The 19,513-nt window shown below is 71.1% G+C and carries 13 protein-coding genes; 5 read left to right on the plus strand and 8 right to left on the minus strand.

What is annotated here, in order from left to right; translation table 11 throughout:
- Positions 1–56 precede the first annotated feature (56 nt).
- From AB0G14_RS23555 to AB0G14_RS23565, 3 genes are read left to right on the plus strand one after another with little or no spacing between them, the layout of a single operon-like run.
- Positions 57–1,292: an AGE family epimerase/isomerase gene (locus AB0G14_RS23555; RefSeq protein ID WP_357700735.1), complete on the plus strand. Its 1,236-nt coding sequence runs from the start codon at positions 57–59 to the stop codon at positions 1,290–1,292.
- Positions 1,289–2,599: an enolase C-terminal domain-like protein gene (locus AB0G14_RS23560; protein WP_357700737.1), complete on the plus strand. Its 1,311-nt coding sequence runs from the start codon at positions 1,289–1,291 to the stop codon at positions 2,597–2,599. The genes AB0G14_RS23555 and AB0G14_RS23560 overlap by 4 nt, the downstream gene beginning before the upstream one ends.
- Before the next feature lie 33 nt (positions 2,600–2,632).
- A complete protein-coding gene (locus AB0G14_RS23565; protein WP_357700739.1) occupies positions 2,633–4,126 on the plus strand; it encodes a DUF4127 family protein in 1,494 nt (497 codons plus the stop codon).
- A gap of 33 nt (positions 4,127–4,159) precedes the next feature.
- Here the strand turns inward: AB0G14_RS23565 and AB0G14_RS23570 are convergent, their stop codons facing one another.
- The gene (locus AB0G14_RS23570; RefSeq protein ID WP_357700741.1) at positions 4,160–7,054 is read right to left on the minus strand and encodes a carbohydrate binding domain-containing protein; all 2,895 of its coding nucleotides are present in this window, start codon (positions 7,052–7,054) and stop codon (positions 4,160–4,162) included.
- Between AB0G14_RS23570 and AB0G14_RS23575 the strand changes: the two genes are divergently transcribed.
- Positions 6,970–8,355 (plus strand): transposase, encoded by a 1,386-nt coding sequence (locus AB0G14_RS23575; protein ID WP_357700743.1) that lies wholly within the window; start codon positions 6,970–6,972, stop codon positions 8,353–8,355. The two genes, AB0G14_RS23570 and AB0G14_RS23575, sit on opposite strands and share 85 nt — an antisense overlap.
- A 13-nt stretch (positions 8,356–8,368) precedes the next feature.
- On the opposite strand, the gene AB0G14_RS23580 is transcribed toward AB0G14_RS23575, so the two are convergent.
- From AB0G14_RS23580 to AB0G14_RS23610, 7 genes are all read right to left on the minus strand, one after another.
- A complete protein-coding gene (locus tag AB0G14_RS23580; protein WP_357700745.1) occupies positions 8,369–10,843 on the minus strand; it encodes a hypothetical protein in 2,475 nt (824 codons plus the stop codon).
- 85 nt (positions 10,844–10,928) lie between these two features.
- Entirely contained in the window at positions 10,929–13,001 is a 2,073-nt protein-coding gene (locus AB0G14_RS23585) for a hypothetical protein (RefSeq protein WP_357700747.1), read from the minus strand.
- Positions 13,002–13,095: 94 nt separating this feature from the next.
- Positions 13,096–13,980: a carbohydrate ABC transporter permease gene (locus AB0G14_RS23590; protein WP_357700749.1), complete on the minus strand. Its 885-nt coding sequence runs from the start codon at positions 13,978–13,980 to the stop codon at positions 13,096–13,098.
- A complete protein-coding gene (locus AB0G14_RS23595; protein ID WP_357700751.1) occupies positions 13,977–14,912 on the minus strand; it encodes a sugar ABC transporter permease in 936 nt (311 codons plus the stop codon). Before AB0G14_RS23595 ends, AB0G14_RS23590 begins: the two co-directional genes overlap by 4 nt.
- 67 nt (positions 14,913–14,979) lie before the next feature.
- Entirely contained in the window at positions 14,980–16,242 is a 1,263-nt protein-coding gene (locus AB0G14_RS23600) for an extracellular solute-binding protein (RefSeq protein WP_357700753.1), read from the minus strand.
- 228 nt (positions 16,243–16,470) lie between these two features.
- Positions 16,471–17,475, minus strand: coding sequence for a hydroxyacid dehydrogenase (locus tag AB0G14_RS23605; protein WP_357700755.1), 1,005 nt, complete (start codon positions 17,473–17,475; stop codon positions 16,471–16,473).
- Positions 17,472–18,431: an acetylxylan esterase gene (locus AB0G14_RS23610; protein ID WP_357700757.1), complete on the minus strand. Its 960-nt coding sequence runs from the start codon at positions 18,429–18,431 to the stop codon at positions 17,472–17,474. The genes AB0G14_RS23605 and AB0G14_RS23610 overlap by 4 nt, the downstream gene beginning before the upstream one ends.
- Before the next feature lie 217 nt (positions 18,432–18,648).
- Here AB0G14_RS23610 and AB0G14_RS23615 point away from each other — a divergent pair, with 217 nt between their 5' ends.
- Positions 18,649–19,512 carry a Gfo/Idh/MocA family oxidoreductase gene (locus tag AB0G14_RS23615; protein WP_357700759.1) on the plus strand — a complete coding sequence of 288 codons (864 nt, stop codon included), beginning with the start codon at positions 18,649–18,651 and terminating at the stop codon, positions 19,510–19,512.
- The last annotated feature ends 1 nt before the right edge of the window (position 19,513 follow it).

Raw genomic sequence — 19,513 nt, forward strand, 5'->3', positions numbered from 1 at the left:
TGCCGCTACTCTAGCCACCGACACGGTATGCAAGCGATTGCACCAGGAGGGGTCGGATGACGGCTGAGGCCCGGGTCCAACTCGAGAACGTGATCCTGCCCTTCTGGCTGCGCCACGGCGTCGACGAGCGGTGGGGCGGCTTCCGCACCTGCTTCGACAACCGCGGCCGCCGGCTCGTCTCCACCGAGAAGTTCACCTGGTCGCAGGGGCGGTTCGTGTGGCTGCTCGCGCGAGCGGCCCGGCTGGCCACGGAGGGGCTGCTGGACGTTGACGCCGACCGCCTGGTGGCACTGGCCGAACGAGGTGCCCGGTTCCTCGCCGACCATGTCGTCCGACCCGACGGCACCTGCCACTTCGTGGTCACCGCGGACGGCACCCCCACCCACGGTCCGGCCGGCGAGACGCACAGCGTCTACGCGGACTGCTTCGTCGTGATGGGACTGGCCGAGCTGGCCCGCACGACCGGGTCGGCGGCGTGGCTGGAGGTCGCCGAGCCGCTGCTGTCCCGGGCGACCGCGGACATCCGGACGAACCGCGCGGCGACGCCGCCGTACGCCGTCCCCGACGGGCATGTCGCCTTCGGCCCCCGGATGATCCTGCTCAACACCCGCCTGGAACACGCGCGGGCCCTGCTCCACCTCGACCGGATGACCTCGGACACGCTGGCCGACCTCGCCGCCGACCGCGCCGCCATGCTCCGCCACCGCACGCCCGACGGCACCTTCCGGGAGATGATTCCCGACCTGCCCGACGACACCTCCCTCGTCGCCCGGCACCGGGTCCCCGGGCACGCCCTCGAAGGCGTCTGGGTCGCCCTGGAGGCGGGCGACCTGCTCGGCGAGAGCGACGAGGTCACCGACGCGGAGCTGCTGACCAGCATCGAGGCCCTCTGCGCATCGGCCTGGGACAGCCGGCACGGGGGGCTCTTCCGCTACGTCGACGCCGAGGGCGCCACGGAGCCGCGCGGCACCGGGGGCGACACGCCCTACGAGAGGCTGGTCCGTTCGACCTGGAGCACGAAGCTGTGGTGGGTGCACACCGAGGCGGCGTACACCACGGCGCTGGCCGCACGCCGCTACGGCGACCGCGACGCCGGGCGGTGGGCGGAGCTGATCTGGGACTACACCCTCGCGACGTTCCCCGGCCGGGACGAGGGCGAGGAGTGGGTCCAGATCCGCGACCGCGGCGGACGCCCACTGGACCAGGTCGTGGCGTTGCCGGTCAAGGACCCCTTCCACATCGCCCGGAACCTCATGCAACTGGTCGAACTCGGTGCCGAGGTGCGGAGTTGACAGCCACCGCTGACACCGACATCACCGTCCGCGACGCCCAGGTCCGCTTCCGGGAGATCGACCTGGACCAGCCGTTCATGATCAGCGGTCGCGCCATCACCTGGTTCACCCTTGCCCTGGTCGACGTGGTCGCCACGAACCGCCGCGGCGAGGCCGCGACCGGCCGGGGTGCCTCGGTGCTCTCCGTCCCGTGGTCATGGCCGACATCGCGGCTGGACGTCAGAGGACGGGACGCCGCCCTGCGCCGCCTCACCGAGCGGTTCGCGCACGCCGCGCTGGGTGCCGAGCCGGCCGACCCCGTCGGCACGTGGCTCCGGCTGCACGCGGCGGTGGCCGACACCAGTGCCGCCGTCGAGGACGTCCCGGCACCGGAGTCGATACCCCGGCTGGCGGCGCTGCTGTGCCTCGGCGCGGTCGACAACGCCCTGCACGACGCGTGGGCACGCGCGGCGGGCCGCCCGGCGCACACCATGTACACCCGCGACCACCTCGCCCACGACCTCGGCGCGTGCGTGGATCCGACGTTGGCCGGCCGCTACCCGGGTGAGTTCCTGACCGCACCGCGCCGGCGGCTGCCGGTCCAGCACGTGGTCGGCACCGCCGACCCGCTGCGGCCCGGCGACGCCGGCGGCGAGTGGTCGCTCGAGGAGTGGCTGCGCCGCGACGGCGTACGCCATGTGAAGATCAAGGTGGCGGGTCGCGATCCCGACGCCGACGCGCGGCGGATCGCGGACGTGCATCGGGTGGCATCGGCCCGGACGGCCGACGTGATGCTGTCGGTGGACCCCAACGAGGGCTACCCCGGGCCGGCGGCACTCGGAGCGATGCTGGACGCCCTGGTGGCGACGGCACCCGACGCCTTCCAGGCCGTGGCCTTCGTCGAGCAGCCCTGGCCCCGGGACAGCAGCCCGGATCCGGTCGCCGTGCGGGAGCAGAGCCGGCGCAGGCCCGTACTGATGGACGAGGGCCTGCACGACCCGGCGCAGCTTCGCCACGTGCTGAGCGACGGCTGGTCGGGAGTCGTGGTGAAGGCCGGCAAGGGCCAGACGCCCGCCCTGCTCACGTACGCCTTCGCCCGCGCTCGCGGGCTCTTCGTGACGATGCAGGACCTCACGGCGGTGGACGCGGCCCTCGCCCACTCGGCCCGCCTGGCGAGCGTTTTCGACCTCTCCGCCCCGCACCTGGAGTACAACAGCCGCCAGTACGCGCCGACCGGCAACCACGACCTCGCCGGTCGGCAGCCGTCCCTGGTCACCGTCGACGACGGCGTGATCGTCCTCGCCGAACCAGCGGCCGGCATCTACTGACGCCGCACCGACCGCGATCCCGAGGAGGACGAAATGACCCGCGTCGCCCTGCTGCCGCCGGACGAGAGACCCAACACCCGTGGCTACGCGGTCGCCATCGGGGCGTGCGCGGGGTTGGACGTCGTCACCCCACCGCCCGCCGCCATGCCGTCGTTCCGGCAGCCGGCGGACATCGCAGCCCTGGCGCGGTGGCTCCGGGAGATCTCCACGGAGGTCGACCACGTCGTCGTCTCCCTGGAGTTGCTCGTCCACGGCGGGCTGATCCCGTCGCGCAACACCGACGACCGGATCGGGCAGGTGCTGCCCCGCCTCGACGTCCTGCGCCAGATCGACGTGCCGGTCACCGCCTTCGGCGTGGTGACCCGACTGCCGTCGTACGACAACGCCGCCCGCTCCCGCCAGGAACCGGCCTACTGGGCCACGCACGGGGCGCGGCTCGGCGCGTTGTCGACCGCCTGGGACGCGCACGACCTGGGCGAGGCGACGGCCGAGGCGGTCGCCGCCGCTCGTGGGCAGGTGCCGGACGCCTACGTGACCGACCTGGTGCGCCGGCGCGCGCGCAACCACGCCGTGCTGCTCGCCGCGTTGGAGATGGCCTCCGACGGGATCCTGGACACCCTCGTGATCTCGTCCGACGACACCGCGCCGCGGGGACTGCCGGCGGCGGAGCGGCGACAGTTGCAGCGCTGGATCGATCGGCTCGGCGTCGACGTCCTCACCTACCCCGGCGCCGACGAGGTGCCCAGCGTGCTCGTGGCGCGCGTGGCGGCGCAGGCCCGGGGAATCACCCCGAAGATCGCCGTCGACTGCCCGGACGCGGACGGCCTGGACCGGATCGCCCCGTACGAGGACCGGCCCGTGCGGCTCGGCCTCGCCAACCAGGTTCGTGCCCTCGGAGCCGTGGAGGTCGCGGACGCCGACGAGGCCGACCTGGTGGTCGTCGTGCACCCGCCCGCACCGGAGCCCGGCGACTGGGTGCTCGACCCACCCGACGCGTCCGCCGACACCGGCTGGACGGCCGTGGCGGACGCGGTCGCGGTCCACGTCGCCGCGGGGCGCCGGGTGGCCGTGGCGGACATCCGCTTCGCCAACGGCAGCGACCCCCAGTTGCTCGCCGGACTCGACGACCGGGGCCTGCTGGGCCGGCTCGTGTCCTACGGCGGCTGGAACACCGCGGGCAACACGATCGGCACCACCCTCGCCGCCGGTGTCACGCCGGCGCTGTCGGTCACCCCGCGCTCGCAGGACGCCCGCGACCGGTTCCTGGCCCGCAAGGTCATCGAGGACGGGCACTACCTGCCGGTCGTGCGGCGACGCCTGCAACAGGAGGCGGCGCAGCGGGGACTGACCGACCCACCGCTCGACGAGCTGCCCGACGTGCACGCGCGGATCACGCGGGATCTGCACCGGTGGGCGACCGGCACCCGGACGCTGTCCGGCTGGACCGTGACGAACGCGCGGCTGCCCTGGTCGTACACCTTCACCGTCGACTTCGACCTGACGCCGCCGGACGGGGCGGCAACCTGACCGGTTGCCGCCCCGCCGGCGGTGCCGCCGCCGTCACATTCCGGCGCACTGCCCCAGGCTGTCGCCGGTGACGCTGTTCGGCTCGCCCCGGTCGGTCGGTTCGCTGTCGTTCCCGGTGCAGGTCAGTGATCCCGAGATCCGGTTACCCGACAGCACCACCCAGCCGCCGGTGCCGGCCACGCTCACCGCGCCGCTGACCTGGGCCCGGCGGAGCCACACGGCGCGCGCGTGGTCGGCTTCCACCCCGCCCTGCAGCTGTGAATCCTCCACGAGTACGCCCGCGCCGGGGCGTACGACGATGCCGCCGCGGACGTCGGCATTCCGGACACAGGTCGTCCCGGCCGAGACGGCGAGGTCGCCGTGGTGCGTTCCGGTGACCGTCCGGTCGCAGGCGGGCGCCACGGGCTCCGGCACCCACCGGTACAGGGTGCTGCCTCGGTTGTAGTAGTAGGAGCCGTTGCGGTCGATGGCCAGGTTCTGCATCCCGGTCTGCAGCACCGTCATCTCCAGGGTCGCGGGGTCGATCTCGAAGAGCCGGCCGGTCGAGGTGCCGACGAGCTTCCCGTGGTGCCAGAAGAGCTCCCGGCCGGTCGCGTAGATCTTGCTGTCGTCCACGCCGAAGTAGGTCTTGCGGAGCACCACCGTGCGGGTGTCCGGGTCGAACTTGAACAGCGCGTTCGCGGTGAAGCCCCACAGGTTGCCGTCGTCGTCGAAGGTGAGGGCCGAGACGTTCTCCTCCCCCGGGACGGGCACGGTCTCGAACACCACCTTCCCGGTCGCCGGGTCGAAGACGAACAGCTTGCCCTCGCTGGTGGTCGGTTCGATGCCGATGCCGCCCCAGATGCCGGTGCCGCCGTAGACGAGGCCGTCCCGGTAGGCCAGGGCGAGCGGGGTCTGGTCCTTGACGACGTCGCGGAACACCCGCAGGTCGCCGGTCGACGGGTTGAACAGGGACAGCGCTCCCCCGAGCTGCCCGTAGTCCGGCATCGAGCCGATGGCCACGACGTCACCGGCGCTGGCCCAGCCGAGTGGTCGATCCTGGTGACTGCCCAGCGAGACGACCCGGTCGCGGTCCGTCACCGGGTTCGTCGCCGGATCCCACGGCCGGGTGGTGTCGTAGGCGTAGATCCGCGCACCGGGATAGGTGCCGAAGACGAGACGGTCGCCGTGGGCGACGAGCCCCTCGGTCTGTCCGACACCGTTGAGCGGCTCGGTCGCGCCGCTGTCCACGTCCACCCGGGCGATCCCCGGCGGGGATCCGTACCCGCCGACGTAGATGTCGCCGCGCGGGCCGGTCGCCATCGACCGGATCAGGAACGGCGTCAGCTCCGCGTCGCCGCGTACCGCGACCGTCCGCCCGGTGGCGGGGTTCCAGGCGTGGAAGATCGACTTGCTGGTCGCGGTCACCACGGACGCGCCGGGGAAACCGTCGGTGCCCAGCTCCATCAGGGCCCAGCCACGGGCCGCGGATCCCTGGAGGTTCATGGAGATCCGGCGCTGCTGCCGGGTGTCGAGGTCGTAGGCGATCACCGCACCGTCGATCGGCACGATCAGCGCCTCGCGCCGGCGCACGCCACTGTCCTCGGTGCTCACCTCGGGAGACACCGCCAGACCCACGACCTGGGGTACGACGTCCACCCACGCCTGCTCGGCCAGCGAGTAGACGAGCAGGTCGGTCGAGGGCGTCGGCCGGGCGAAGAGCAGCCCGCCGGAGACGGTCACGTCGTAGAGGAAGGTGTCGGCGTCGTGCCCGGGTGGCAGCGGGATCTCCCGGATCTCACCGGTGTGCGTGTCGAGGCGGGTGAGGCTGGCCCGCAACGCGCCGCCACCGGCGTACACGTACCGGCCGTCGGAGTCGATGCTGCGCACGTAGATGTTGTCCGTGACCTGCACCCCGTAGTCCTGCCACTGCCCCGTGGCGGGGTCGTAGGCGATCACCTTGCCGTCCGGATAGGTGCCCCACACCGGCCGGCCGCGGTCGTCGAGGGTCGCCGACCACAGGTGCGTCTGACCGAACGGCGCGGTGGCGACGAGTTCGAGGCTGAGGTCGTCCGGGTCGAACCGCCACACCTCCCCCTTGGTCTGGGTGCCGATGTAGATGTCGCGGTCGGCGGTCGTGACGAACGACCAGGACATGATCACGTTCGGCATCGTCCGGCTCATCAACCGCGCACCGGTCACGATGTCCACCGCGCTGAACGTCGAGGGGCTGCCACCGCCGATGACCACCCCGATGTCCCGTCCGGCCGAGTCGGTGGTGTAACCCGCCCCGGCGTTGGTGATACCGGCGATGGGCCTGCCCAGATCCTGCTCGACGCCGGCCGGCGGCTGTGGACCGGCGCCGGTGGCGGCGAACGCGACCGAGTCGACGAGGCCGTCCGCGGTGCCGACCGAACTGGAGTAGATGGCCGGCTCCGCGCCGACCGCGTTGGCCGGCGCCGTGAACGTCGCCACCTGGCGGTCCCACGCCCCGAGTGTGGGGCGCAGCACCTGGTACGGCTGGGCGACCCTGGCGCCCGAGGAGTCGTAGAAGTAGACCGTCGGCTGCAGCACGCCGCTGGTCAGCTTCAGGTCCATCGAGAACGTATAGCTCGTGCCCCCGGTCACGGGTACGCGCGCGGGCCGCAGGCCGGCGCCGGCGGTCGTGCTCGCGTCGCGCACCCGCAGGCTCCGGTCACCGTCGCTGGCGTCGGTGTCGTCGACGGAGTAGTAGTTCTCGGAGCCGGGCCACAGCGGGGACCAGCTCGCGGGCAGGCCGTCCGGCCCCACCTCCTCGAAGCTCGCGTTCGCCAGCAGGTTCCCGCTCGTGCCCGCGGTCACGCCGGTCGTCTCGGCGCCGGCCGGTGGCGCCACGAGCGCGACCGGCGCCAGCACCACCGCGCTCAGCATCCACCGGGCCCAGGCCCGGCTCCGTCGGTTGTCGCTCACCGGATCACCGCCAGGATGCCCCGTCCTTCAGGGCGGGGAGGAATGGCGGACGCGCTGTCAACCATGACTGTCCTTTCTGGTTGGATGGGTTCTGTGCGACGGCGTACAGGTGTCGGGTGTATCCGACTCCGGAGCAGGTGGTGGTGCTGAGCCGCACGTTCGGTTGCGTCCGGGTGGTGTGGAACCGCACTCTCGCCGCCCGTCGTGCTCGTTACCGCGCTGAGGGCAGGTCGACCTCGTACGCGGAGACGGATCGGGCACTGACCGAGATGAAAAAGCAGCCCGACCTGGCGTTTCTGGGTGAGGTGTCGTCGGTGCCGTTGCAGCAGACGCTGCGGCACCAGCACACCGCCATAACAGCCTTCTTCCAGAAGCGGGCCCGGTATCCGCGGTACAAGTCCCGCCACGGCCGCCAGTCCGCGAGCTTCACCCGGTCGGCGTTCCGGATGCGTGGCGGGAACCTGTCGTTGGGGAAGACACCGGGTGTGCTGCGGTTCGTGTGGTCGTGGCCGGACGTGGACGTGACGGCACTGGATCCGACGATGGTGACGGTGTGCCGTGACCCGGACGGCCGCTGGTTCGTGACCTTCGCCGTCGACGTCGCCGCACCCGCCGCACCCGAACCCACCGGTCAGGTGGTGGGCGTGGACCTCGGTCTGACCGACTTCGCGGTGCTGTCCACCGGCGAACGCATCCCCCACCCCAGGCACATGGAGCGCCGCGAACGCCGACTCAAGCGGTATCAGCGGATGATGGCCCGCCGACAGAAGGGCTCCGCCAACCGCGCCAAAGCCAAACGGAAAGTGGCGCGCGCGCATTCGCGGGTCCGCGACGCGCGCCGGGACTTCCTGCACCAGCAGTCCACGACCCTGGTACGCCGGTTCGCCACCATCGCGGTGGAGGACCTGGCGGTGGCGAACATGGTCCGTAACCGGTCCCTGGCCAAAGCGATCTCCCGCACCGGCTGGGCCGAGTTCCGCACCCTGCTCACCTACAAGGCCCACCGCGACGGCCGCACCCTCGCCGTCGTGGACCGCTGGTACCCGTCGTCGAAAACCTGCTCCGCCTGTGGGTACCTGCTCGCCACACTTTCCCTCGGCACACGGCACTGGTCGTGTCCGGGTTGCGGCATCCGGCATGACCGGGACGTCAACGCCGCCAAGAACATCGCCGTCGCGGCCGGGCTGGTCGAGACACAAAACGCCTGCGGAGCGGACGTCAGACACGAAGGACCTCCTTCCGTGCGGTCTGCGGTGAACCAGGAACCCCAACCCGCGAGGGTGGGAATCCCCCGCGTTTAGGCGGGGGAGAATGTCAAGACGACTCTCCCTTCAGTGCGACGCACTGCCCTGACACCTGCCCGGTCACCGCGTTGCGGACGCCGTCGTCGATCGGCGCCCAGCCGTTCTCCGCGCAGGCGAGCGCGCCGTCGATGGTGTTGCCGGACAGCAGCACACTGCCGCTGGTGCCCGTGATCGACATCGCCCCGTCGACGCGGGACCGGGCGATGCTCACCACCCGGGCCTGGTCCGTGGTCACGCCACCGCGCACGTGGGAGTCCGCGATCCGGACACTCGCCCCGGCACCGACCTGGATCGGGCCGTTCACCACCGCGCCGGTGACACAGGTCTTGCCTTCGTCGACCCGGAGCGGGCCGTCGTGCGTGCCGGTGACGGACGCGTCGCAGTCGCGCGGGTCGTCGGCGGGCTCCCACCGGAACACGTTGGTGTTGTTCGCGACGTAGATCGTCTCGTCGCGGTCCATGCCGGCGATGCGGACGTCCTGCGCCAGGACCAGCCCGCGTTCGAGGGTCCGCGGGTCGAACCAGAACAGCTTTCCCCCGGCATTGCCGTAGAAGCGGGCATCCGCGGCCCGGTAGAACAGCTCGGTGCGGAAGCCCCACAGGTTGCCGTCGGCGAACCCGGCGTCGAAGGACCGGGTGACGGTGCGGGTGCGCGGGTCGAATTCGAAGACGGTGCCGTCCCCGACCAGGCCCCACACCATGCCGCCGGGGCCGACGGCGAGTGCCTGGACCACGGCGCCGCCGCCCACCACGGGGGCGCTCCAGACCTTCTCGCCGGCCTCGACGTCCCAGATGAACAGTGCGGCCCGATCCTGGGTAGGGGTGCTCGACAGGCCGCCGTGGATCGAGGTGCCGCCGACGACGAGCCCGCCCACCGTGGCCAGCGCGGTCACGCTCTGGTCCGGCACGACGTCGCGATGGAACTGGTACGCCCCGCTCGCCGGGTCGAAGACCACGAGCCCGCCGCCGAGTTCCCCGTAGTCGGGGACGGTGCCGCCGACCACCACGTCCCCCGCCGACGCGAGGGTCACCGGCCGGTCCTGCCCCAGCTCGGCGCGGCCGAGCGAGAACAGGTGCCGGGGGTTCCTGCCCCAGTCCCAGGCGACGTCACCGCCGACCTCGCCCGCGTAGTACTCCGCGCCGGGGTAGCTGCCCACCACGATCCGGTCGCCGTGGGCGATGATGCTGTCCCCCTGCTTCGGCCCCGACAACTGCTCGAGCTGGCCCGTTCCCCGGTTGACTCGGGCCATGACGCCGGCGCTGAGGTAGGCGCCGACGTACAGGTTCCCGTCGGGGCCGGTGCCTACGGAGTGGACCGTCGCCGGGGTGCTCCGGATGACGTTCGGCAGGATGTCGCCGGTGCGGTTCTGCAGGTTGTACCGCCAGATCGTGCCGTCTCCGCGCATGCCCACGAGGGTCGTGCCGGGGAACTGCGGGGTGCCGAGCTGCATGGGCTCGAAGGCGCGGGTGGTGCCGAGCGCCGCGGCGAGGGGGCTGTCCTCCCACCCGATGGACGTCGTCTGCCGGGTGGCGGTGTCGTAGCCCTGGATTTTGTCGCCGGAGGCGTAGAAGAAGCGGCCGTCCACGGCGCCGCGGGTCATGTGTCCGAAGGCGATCGGTTGTCCGACCGTGTCGGTGCAGCACCACTGCCCGGCGGACAGGTCGTAGACGAGGTGGTTGCGGCCGTCCAGGGTCGGTGAGTACTGCACGAACACCAGGTCGCCGTGCCGGGTGACCCGGTTGATGAAGCTGGCGCTCGTCGCCACCGGCTCCGGTAGCGGGATCTCGGTCTTCGCGCCGGTCGTCGGGTCGAGGCTGAACAGGTGCGGGACCGCGCCCGTGCCGACCCAGAGCTTGCCGTCGACCTCGTCGAAGCCCCAGGCGTAGTCCCCGTCGGCCGTCATACCGCCGTAGTCGCGGAACGCCCCGGTGGCGGGGTCGTAGGAGTAGACCTTGGCGTCCGGGTAGGTGGTGCCGTAGAGGATGCCGTCCCTGATCAGCAGCGTCCGCAGCATCCCCTCACCGACCACCCCCGTGGTGATCTTGGTCACCTGGTCGGTCGCGGGGTCGTACCGCCACAGGGTGCCGTCGTTGGGCGCCCGGACGCTGAAGTAGACCAGCCCGGAGTCGTCCACCACGATGGAACTGGCGACGGTGTAGCCGGGGAACGTCGTGGTGTGGAGCAGCTCGCCGGTGCGGGCGTCGATGGCGTTGAAGCTCACCGGGGTGCCGTCGCTGAAGCCGTAGACGACGGGCGTGCCGTCGGGGCGCACGTCCATCGCCGCGAGCCGCACGTTGGCCGTGTACATCGAGCCGAGGTCCACGAACTCGGCCATCGGGTCGTGCTGCGCGGCGGCGCCGCTCGTCTCGGGGGCGGGCGACGCGTGTGCGGGCCCGGCGGACGCGGCGAGTAACGCCGCGCCCAGGAGCAGGGCGAGCAGGGCCCTGCGGCGGATGCGTGGGCCGGGTCTGGATGAACCTGGCATGGTGGCACCTTTCGGTCGACGCGGGACGGGACGGTGGGCAAAACAACGCCGGCCCGCTCGCCGGGGCGAGCGGGCCGGGTGGGCGCTACTGGTGTGTCGTCGCGGGATCGAATCGGTAGACGTGGGTGGCGTCGGCGAAGTAGATCCGGCCCTGCCCGTCCATCGCCGACTCCCGTACGCCGGTCTCGACGAGCACCTCGATCGCCAGCGTCCCGGGGTCGAACCGGAAGAGCCGGCCACCGGCGTTGCCGTAGAAGAGCCCGTCGGCCGGGCGGTGGTACAGCGACGCGACCCGGCCCCAGGTGTTGGTGTTGCGCAGGCCGGTCGCGACCGACCGGACCACCTTCCGTTGACCCGGGTCGTACGCGAAGACGGTGCCGTCGTCGGCCATCCCCCACAGCAGGCCGTCGGGGCCGAACTCGAGTTCGTGGATGACGGTCGCGCCCGGCACGACCACCACGCTCCACGCGAGCCGGCCGGCCGCCACGTCCCAGGCGAACAGCCGCGCCTGGTCCTGCGTCGGCTCGCTGGACAGCCCGCCGTGGATCGACGTGCCGCCGTAGACGACCCCGTCCCGGTACGCGAGCGAGACGACGCTCTGGTCGTCGACGACGTCGCGGTGGACCTCGGCGGCACCGGTGGCGGGGTCGACGAGGGTCAGCGCGCCGCCGAGCTGCCCGTAGTCCGGGACGCTGCCGACCGCGAGCCGCTCCCCCGCCGAGGTCATGGCGAAGATCCGGTCCTGGAAGTGCGGCTCGCCCCGGCCGAGTTCCAGCACCTTGCGCGGATTGGTGCCCCAGGCCCAGGGCTGCGCCGGGTCGCCGGTGTGCACGACGGCGCCGGGGTAGGAGCTCACCGCGATCGTCCCGTTGTGGCTGACGATCGCGTCGGCCTGCTTGGGTCCGCGGATCTGCTCGACCTGCTGCGACTCCTGGTCGATCCGGCTCATCACGCCGCTACTGAGGTAGGCGCCCAGGTACACGGTGCCGTCGGGACCGACGCCCATGCTGTGTGCCCCGGCGGGTGAGCCCAGCACGTCGGCGGGGACGATCCGGGACCGTCCGGTGGCGAGGTTGTAGTGCCAGAGGCGGCCGTCGGTGTCGATGCCCACCACGGTCTCGCCGGGGAAGAGCGGTTCACGCAGGTCCATGACGCTCATCCCGTACGTGCCCACGGCGTCGGCCAGCTGGGCCGGCAGGGTGCTGTCCTCGAATCCGGTCGAGACGCTGCGCCGGGCGGGCACCTGGTAGCCGGCGAGTGTTCCGCCGGCCATCAGGTAGAAGGTGCCGTCGCGCCCCTGGGCGGTGGGTTCCGCGCCGAAGGTGTTGCCGATGACCTGGTCGAGCCACCGCTCGCGCTTCAGGTCGTACACCGCCATGTCGTACGTGCCTCGCGGGGACAGCCGCACGAAGACCAGGTCGTCGCGGGGCTCGATGCCGATGAACCAGTCGGTGTTCTCGAGCAGGGGCGCGGGCACCGACATCTCGGTGGCCCGACCGGATCGCGGGTCGACCTGGTAGAGGTGGGGCACCGGTCCGGTGCCGGCCCAGACCTTGCCTGCCACGATCCCGACCGAGAAGACGTAGGCGGCGTCGGTGGTGAGGCTGCCGTAGTCGCGGAACCGGCCGGTCGCCGGGTCGAACGACACGAGCTTCGCGTGCGGGTAGGTGCCGAAGTACAGGACGCCGTTCGCGTCGAAGGTGGCCGAGTAGAGGGCGGTCTCCCCGGCGATCCCGCCGAGATGCTCCAGCCGCATGGTGTCCGGGTGGAAGCGGAACACGGCCGCCGGCGTGGGGGCGCGTACGGAGAAGTAGACGGTGCCATCGGGCGCCACCTCCACCCATCCGCCGACGGTGTAGCCGTCGAGCGGGATGGCCGTGATCCGCCTGCCGTCGCGGGCGTCGACGACGGTGAAGCTGGCCGGGGTGCCGTTGGAGATCGCGTAGGCCACCGGTGTGCCGTCGGGCAGTGTGCCGAATTCGGCGTTGCGGACGTTCACGGTGTAGAGCGCCGGCCCCAGGTCGGTGACCTGGCCGGCGGTCGCGACGACAGCGGGGGGTGCCGCCGGGGTGGCGGTGGTCGTCAGCAGGAGAAGCGGGAGACAGGCGGCGAGGACGACGGACCCTCGCCGGAGTCCGCTGGGCAGGAGCGATCGCATGGGCACCTCTTCTGTTCGTCCGGATTGCGCCTCGCGGTGTTGCAATCGATGGCAAAGACAGGTGGAAGGGCGTGCCGCTGAGCGCGTGACGCCGCTACTTGAGGCCGCTCATCATCACGCCGCGGACGAAGAACCGCTGCAGGAGGACGAAGACCACGACGGTGGGGACGAAGGTGATGACGGAGGCGGCCATCGTGGTGGCCAGTTCGGTGTCCTGCTCCTGAAGGCTGTTCAGACCCACCGTCAGCACGTAGTTGCCGGGACTACGCTGGGACACCAGGGGCCAGAGGAAGTCGTTCCAGTGCCACAGGAAGACGAAGGTGCCGAGCGTGGCCATGATCGGCTTGGTCTGCGGCAGGATGATCGACCAGTAGACCCGGAACTCGCTCGCCCCGTCGATGCGGGCCGCCTCGAGCAGCTCGTCCGGGATCTCCTGGATGAACTGCCGCATCAGGAACATGGCCTGGGCGTTGGCGATGGTGGGCACGACCATCCCCCACATCGTGTCGAGGCCACCCATCTCCGACACCATGATGAACAGCGGGATGAGCGTCAGGTGCCCCGGCACCATGAGCATCGCGACGAACAACCAGAAGACGAACTCCCTGCCCAGGAACCGCTTCTTGGCGAACGCGTAGCCCGCCATCGAGGCGAAGAGCAGGACGAGGACCACCGACGCCAGCGAGTAGACCGCCGAGTTGAGGGCCCACTCGTACACCTGGTTGCTGCCGAGGGCGTCGGCGTACGCGTCGAAGGAGATGCTGTCCGGCAGCAACGAGCCCGGCAGCTCCACGCCCTGCTTCGGTTGCAGGGACAGCACGAGCATCGCCCAGAAGGGGAAGAACGTCACCACCGCGCAGAGCGCCAGCGGAACGTGCATCCACAGGGCCCGGCGCCGCCGCCGGTCGGGCCGCCGTACGGGCGTCTGCGGTGTGCTGGCCGTCGGTGGGGCGGGGGCCTGGGCGACCGTGGTGCTCATGCCGACTTCCCCTTGTTCATCAGGCGGTGCTGGATCAGCGAGGTGATGAGGGTGATGACCAGCAGGACCACGCCGGCGGCGCTCGCGTACCCGAAGTCGAAGTAGCCGAAGCCCTGGTCGTAGATCATGTACGTCAGCGAGTAGCTGGCGCGTACCGGGCCGCCACCGGTCATCACGTAGATGGTGTCGAACACCTGGAAGGATCCGATGATCTCCAGGACCAGGACGAAGAAGAGGGCCGGCTTCAGCAGCGGCAGCGTGACGTGCCAGTAACGGCGCCGCCACCCGGCCCCGTCGACGTGGGCGGCCTCGTAGTACTCGTTGGGGATGGCGAGCATCCCGGCGAGCAGGATGAGCATGTTGTAGCCGAAGCCCTTCCACGCGCTCACGATCGCCAGCGCGGGAATGACCATGGCCTCGCTCTGCAACCAGCCCACGTCCGGGATGCCGACGAGGTTGAGCAGCCAGTTGAGCGGACCGTCGACCTCGAAGATCCACACCCAGACGATTCCGGACATGACCGTGCTGGTGACGACCGGGAGGAAGAAGATGGAGCGGTAGATGCTCATCCCGCGCAGGGTCCGGTCGCACAGCGTCGCCATCGCCAGGGACACACCCATGCTGAGCGGGATGGTGAGCAGGGTGTAGTAGGCCGTGACCTTCAGCGAGTTCCAGAACAGCGAATCGCCGAACAGCCGGGTGAAGTTCTCCGTCCCCACGAAGGTGAAGGTGCCGGCGATCCCGTAGTCGCCCAGGCTGAGGAACATGCCCATGACCGCGGGGATGATCCGGAACACCAGGAAGAAGAGGACGTACGGCAGGATGAACAGGTAGCCGGCGAAGGCGGCCCGCGAGCGCCACCAGGGCCTTCTCGCGCGTCGTGCCCCCGACTGCGGCACTGGCTGGACTGTCCCTACGGCCTGCTCGCTCACCACACCTCCTTCGCCGGTGGTCGCAGGCGTGCCGGATGCGGCCACGCCTGCGACCGTCGAATGTGAATCAGCGGCGCTCGAGGAGCGCGTTGACGTCCTTCTCCGCCGCGGCGAGCGCGTCCCCGGGTGCGGTCTTGCCGAGCAGCACGGCCTGCAGGTGCGGCTTGATCAGGTTCATGATCTCCCGTGCCTTCGGGTGGATGACGCCCGACCGGATGACGTCCAGGTGCTTCTCGCCCTCGGCCATCCCCGGGTTGTCCGAGTACAGCCCCGTGACGGACTTCCTCGGCGCGTAGTAGCCGTTCTTCTGGTCGAAGGACCGCATGTGCTCCGGGCTGGTCAGGAAGTCGATCCACGCCTTCGACGCGGCCTTGGCGTCGCTGCCGGCCAGCACCGACAGACCACCCACCGAGCCGGCGGCGACCTGCACCTTGTCGGTGAGCGGCTGGCTGACCACCAACTCCTCCGGCTTGAACAGCTTCGCCAGGCTGGCGGTCGTGTTGTTGGGCGAGTAGGCCTGCTTGCCCTGCCCCAGCGCGCTCTGCTCCAGAGTCTCGGCCGTGGTCAGGCTCTGCTGCGAGGTCCACCCGTTGTCGACCAGCTTCTTGACGAACTCCAGGGCCCGCAGCCCCTCGGGACTGTTGAACGCCGCCTTCTTGCCGTCGGCGGTCAGGACCTCACCGCCGGCCTGCCAGAGGTAGGGGTAGAAGCTGTGGTTGAGGGTGAGGGTCTGGGCGGCCACGTAGTCGGTCGGGACGTATCCGGCCGCCTTCACCTTCGGCGCCATCTGCTCGATGTCCGCCCAGGTCTCCGGGCACTTCTGCACCCCGGAGGCGGCGAGCACCTTCTTGTTGCACACGCCGATCAGCGCCTGCATCAGCAGCGGCACGCCGTAGAGCTTTCCGTCCCACGACATCGCGTCGAGCGCCGCCGGCGTGAAGTCGTCCCGGTCGTCGGCGATGACGTCCTCGACGGGCTCCAGCACGCCCTCGACGGCGAACTTGGGGATGAAGTCGGGGTTGAAGTAGACGACGTCGGGACCCTGCTTGCCGGCGATCGCCGTGACGAGGGTTTCCTCGCGGTTGGTGAACGGTTGCACCACGACGTCGACATCGACCTTCGGGTACTTCTGCTTGAACTGCTCGACCACCGGATCCCAGTAGCTGTCCTTGCCGCTGTCCCCGATGGGGTAGGTCCAGAAGGTCACCGAACCCTCGACGGCACCCGGGTCCGTCGGCATCGCGCTGTCCCCGCCGCCGTTGCAGCCGGCGACGGCCAGCGTCACCGTCAGCACCACGGCGCCCAATCGGAGTCTGGAAATACCGCTCATGCCCGCCCCCTCTTTCTGAAACAGCCTGCCCCCGCCTGCTTTTCATCGTGCAATCGGTTGCAGAGAACCTAGCGTCGGCACCGCCACCGGTCAAGGGCATCGATAGGCCGACCTCTTCCCGGCGAGCGGGGTCGTCAGCGCAGGGTGGCCGGTCGATGACCGACGAGCGGTCGACCGCCCCGCCGGGGTCCGCACCCGACCCTCACCGCGACGCACCCGCCGGCCCGGTCAGGCCAGCAGGTCGTAGGACTCCACGCTCACCTCGTGCTCGAGCGGTTCGCCGACGACGAACCGGCGCAGCTCGTCGACCACGATCCGACCCTGCGCCCGTCGCGCCTCGACCGTGCCGCCCGCGACGTGCGGCGTGACGACGACGTTCGGCAGCCCCAGGAACGCACTCGTCGCCGGCAGCGGCTCGGTGTCGAACACGTCCAACCCGGCCGAGAGCCGGCCCGACACCAGCTCCGCGAGCAGGGCCTCCTCGTCGACGACCCAGGAGCGGGCCGTGTTGACCACGATCGCGCCGTCCGGCAGCGCGGCGAGTTCGCCCCGGCCGACGAGGTGCCGGGTCTCCGGGGTGGACGGCGCGTGCACGGCGACGACGTCGCTGCACCGGAACAGCTCCGCCAACCCGACCAGCTCCACCCCGTACCCCGCGGCCACCGTCGGGTCGGCGTACGGGTCGTACGCGCGCAGCGCCGACGCCCCCAACGCCCGCACCATCCGCGCGTACTCCCGCCCGGTGCGACCGAAACCGACGATCCCGACGTTGCGCGCCGCCAGCGCCCGACCCAGTACCGGCTGCCGTGCCGCCGCCCAGTCACGTCCCGCCCACAGGGCACGGTCGTGCCGGTGCAGGTTCCGCAGCAGGGCGAGAGTCAGGGTGAGTGCCATCTCGGCGACGGCGGGCGCCATGGCCGCCGCGCCGGCCTGGCAGACCCGCAGCCCGGACCGGAGGACCGCGGCCGGGAACAGCCGGCGGATCGAACCGGCCGAGTGCAGGGCGAGTCGCAGCCGCTCGCCACGCAGTCGAGCCGGGTCGAACGGCGTCGTGCTCCACGACGTGACGACGACGTCGAACCGGTCGGCGGCGGCCGGCGGCAGTTCCGTCCCCCGGTCGCCGTCGCCGAACTCGACGACCGCGTGGTCGTGGAGTCGCTCCTGGGACTCCGGCGCGAACAGCAGGTCGTACTCGTCGGGGGCGACGACGACGCAGAGGGTCGGCTTGGTCATGGCGGGCTGGTCTCCTCGGGGGTGTCGACAGCGGCCAGGCGCCCGCGCAACCACGCATAGCAGGCGTCCAGGACGTGGTCGGGGTGGGCGTGTCCGGTGTTGTGGTAGAGGGTCTCCAGGCCGGGCGGCCCGGGCCACCGTCGGGCGGCCCGCTCGACCAGACGGTGGTTGTGCCATCCGTCCGAGGCGCCGCCGCCGGCGAGCAGGAACGGTCGGGGCGCGACCAGGGCGAGCAGGTCGTCGTGGTCGCGGTCGGGCGGCACCGCGCCGTCGAGGTACCAGGGATCGGCCCAGTTCGAGTACGTCAGGCCCAGGCCCGGTTCGTGCGCGACTCCCGCGGCGATCCGCGTGTCCAGCGCGGTCAGGTGCAGCGCCAGCTTCCCGCCGAGCGAGTGGCCGAAGGCACCGATCCGCCGGGGCGCGACCCACGGTACGCAGGCAAGGGCGTCCACCGCGAGGAACAGGTCGGCGAGGCTGCGGCCCAGACCGGTGATCGCCAACGAGTCCGCGTGCGACGAGGCGCTCGGTCGGTACCGTTCGCTCAGCGAGGCCGTTTCCGTCGCCGGGTCGAGCACGTACTCGAACCACCACGGTACGGCGAGGACCGCGAAGCCCCGCGCGACGAGGTGCCGGGCGTACGCCTGGGATCGCCGTCGGGCGACACTTTGGCCGGCGGTGCGGGCGCAGGGCTCACCGAACAGGGTGGCCACCTCGTAGAACGGCACGATTACGGCCGGGCGGACATCCTCACCCGCCGGCCGGACCAGCTCCGCCCGCATCGTCGTCCCGTACGAGGTCAGGTCGACGGGACAGCGCACCGTCCCGTCAGCGGTCCGCCGCGCCGAGCCGATCTCCCACGACCCGTCCGGATCGCGGACCGCACCCAGCCACCGCCGCCACCAGTTCCGGCCCTGCTCCGGCTCGTGATGCTCGTCAGTGGCACCATCCGGGGTCACCGGGCCAGGGTAAGGCCACGCCCAGCTCGACTGCAATCGGTTGCTCTGAGGAGTTGACCGAGCAATCCTTGCGCACGGCACGCCCATCGGACATGGCTAACGTGCAGCAGGTCCGTTCCACGCAGGACAGACCGACAACTGGGGAGGCTCTTGACGTGCAACCGATTGCAGGCGAGGCTGGGGGCAGTTGGCCGTCGACTTCGAAGAGGGCAGTCGCGTGAGACGGATCGGAATCATCGGCACCGAGAACTCGCACGTCGACCACTTCATCCGCTTCCTGAACACCGAGCAGCGACATCCCGGCAACCGGGTGGTCGCCCTGGCCGGTGGCCCGTCCGACCGCAACGCGGCGTTGTGCGAGACCGGCGGCATCGACCTCGTCGTCGACGAGCCGAGCGACCTGATCGGACGGGTAGACGCGGCGATCGTCAGCAGCCGCGACGGACGCCACCACCGGAAACAGGCCGAGCCATTGCTGGACGCCGGGCTGCCGGTGCTGGTCGACAAGCCCCTGGCCGCATCGGTCGACGACGCCCAGGCGATCCTCGCGGCCGCCGCGCGCGGCCACGCGCCGCTGGTGTCCTGCTCGGCCCTGCGGTTCGTCCCCGAGGTCGCCCGGCTCACCGACCCACAGGACCGGATCGGTCGGCTGCGCCAGCTCGCCGTCATCGGCCCGGCCGATCCCGACAGCGAGTGGGCGGGCCTGTTCTTCTACGGCATCCATCAGGTCGAACTGGCCCTGCAACTGCTCGGCGACCCGCACGTCGAGCCGGGGTCGGCGTCGGTCGACCTGGTCCGCGAAGGCGACACCACGGTGGCCCTCACCCGGATCGGCGACGTCGTGGTGACCTTCACCTTCGTCACGCCCGCCGACGACCGCGTCCCGTTCCAGGTGGTGGCCACCGGGACGCGCGGCGTACTGACCGGGTCCCCGACGATCGGCCCCGACTACAACGCCCCCGCGCTCGCCCGGTTCGTCGACGCCTGCGACCAGGGGCGATCACCGGTCGATCCACGCACCCTGCTCGCCCCGATCGTGGTCATGGCGGCGATCACCGACGCGCTGACCAGCCGGTCCTAGG

Origin of the sequence: Micromonospora sp. NPDC023814, assembly GCF_040639595.1 — a bacterium.
In the GTDB taxonomy this organism is placed as follows: Bacteria; Actinomycetota; Actinomycetes; order Mycobacteriales; family Micromonosporaceae; genus Micromonospora.

What these genes read in the sequence shown, in the direction of transcription:
- AB0G14_RS23555 (WP_357700735.1), top strand. Translation starts at nt 57, where the DNA reads ATGACGGCTGAGGCCCGGGTCCAACTCGAGAACGTGATCCTGCCCTTC.
- AB0G14_RS23600 (WP_357700753.1), bottom strand. Translation starts at nt 16,242, where the DNA reads ATGAGCGGTATTTCCAGACTCCGATTGGGCGCCGTGGTGCTGACGGTG.
- AB0G14_RS23580 (WP_357700745.1), bottom strand. Translation starts at nt 10,843, where the DNA reads ATGCCAGGTTCATCCAGACCCGGCCCACGCATCCGCCGCAGGGCCCTG.
- AB0G14_RS23565 (WP_357700739.1), top strand. Translation starts at nt 2,633, where the DNA reads ATGACCCGCGTCGCCCTGCTGCCGCCGGACGAGAGACCCAACACCCGT.
- AB0G14_RS23585 (WP_357700747.1), bottom strand. Translation starts at nt 13,001, where the DNA reads ATGCGATCGCTCCTGCCCAGCGGACTCCGGCGAGGGTCCGTCGTCCTC.
- AB0G14_RS23605 (WP_357700755.1), bottom strand. Translation starts at nt 17,475, where the DNA reads ATGACCAAGCCGACCCTCTGCGTCGTCGTCGCCCCCGACGAGTACGAC.
- AB0G14_RS23590 (WP_357700749.1), bottom strand. Translation starts at nt 13,980, where the DNA reads ATGAGCACCACGGTCGCCCAGGCCCCCGCCCCACCGACGGCCAGCACA.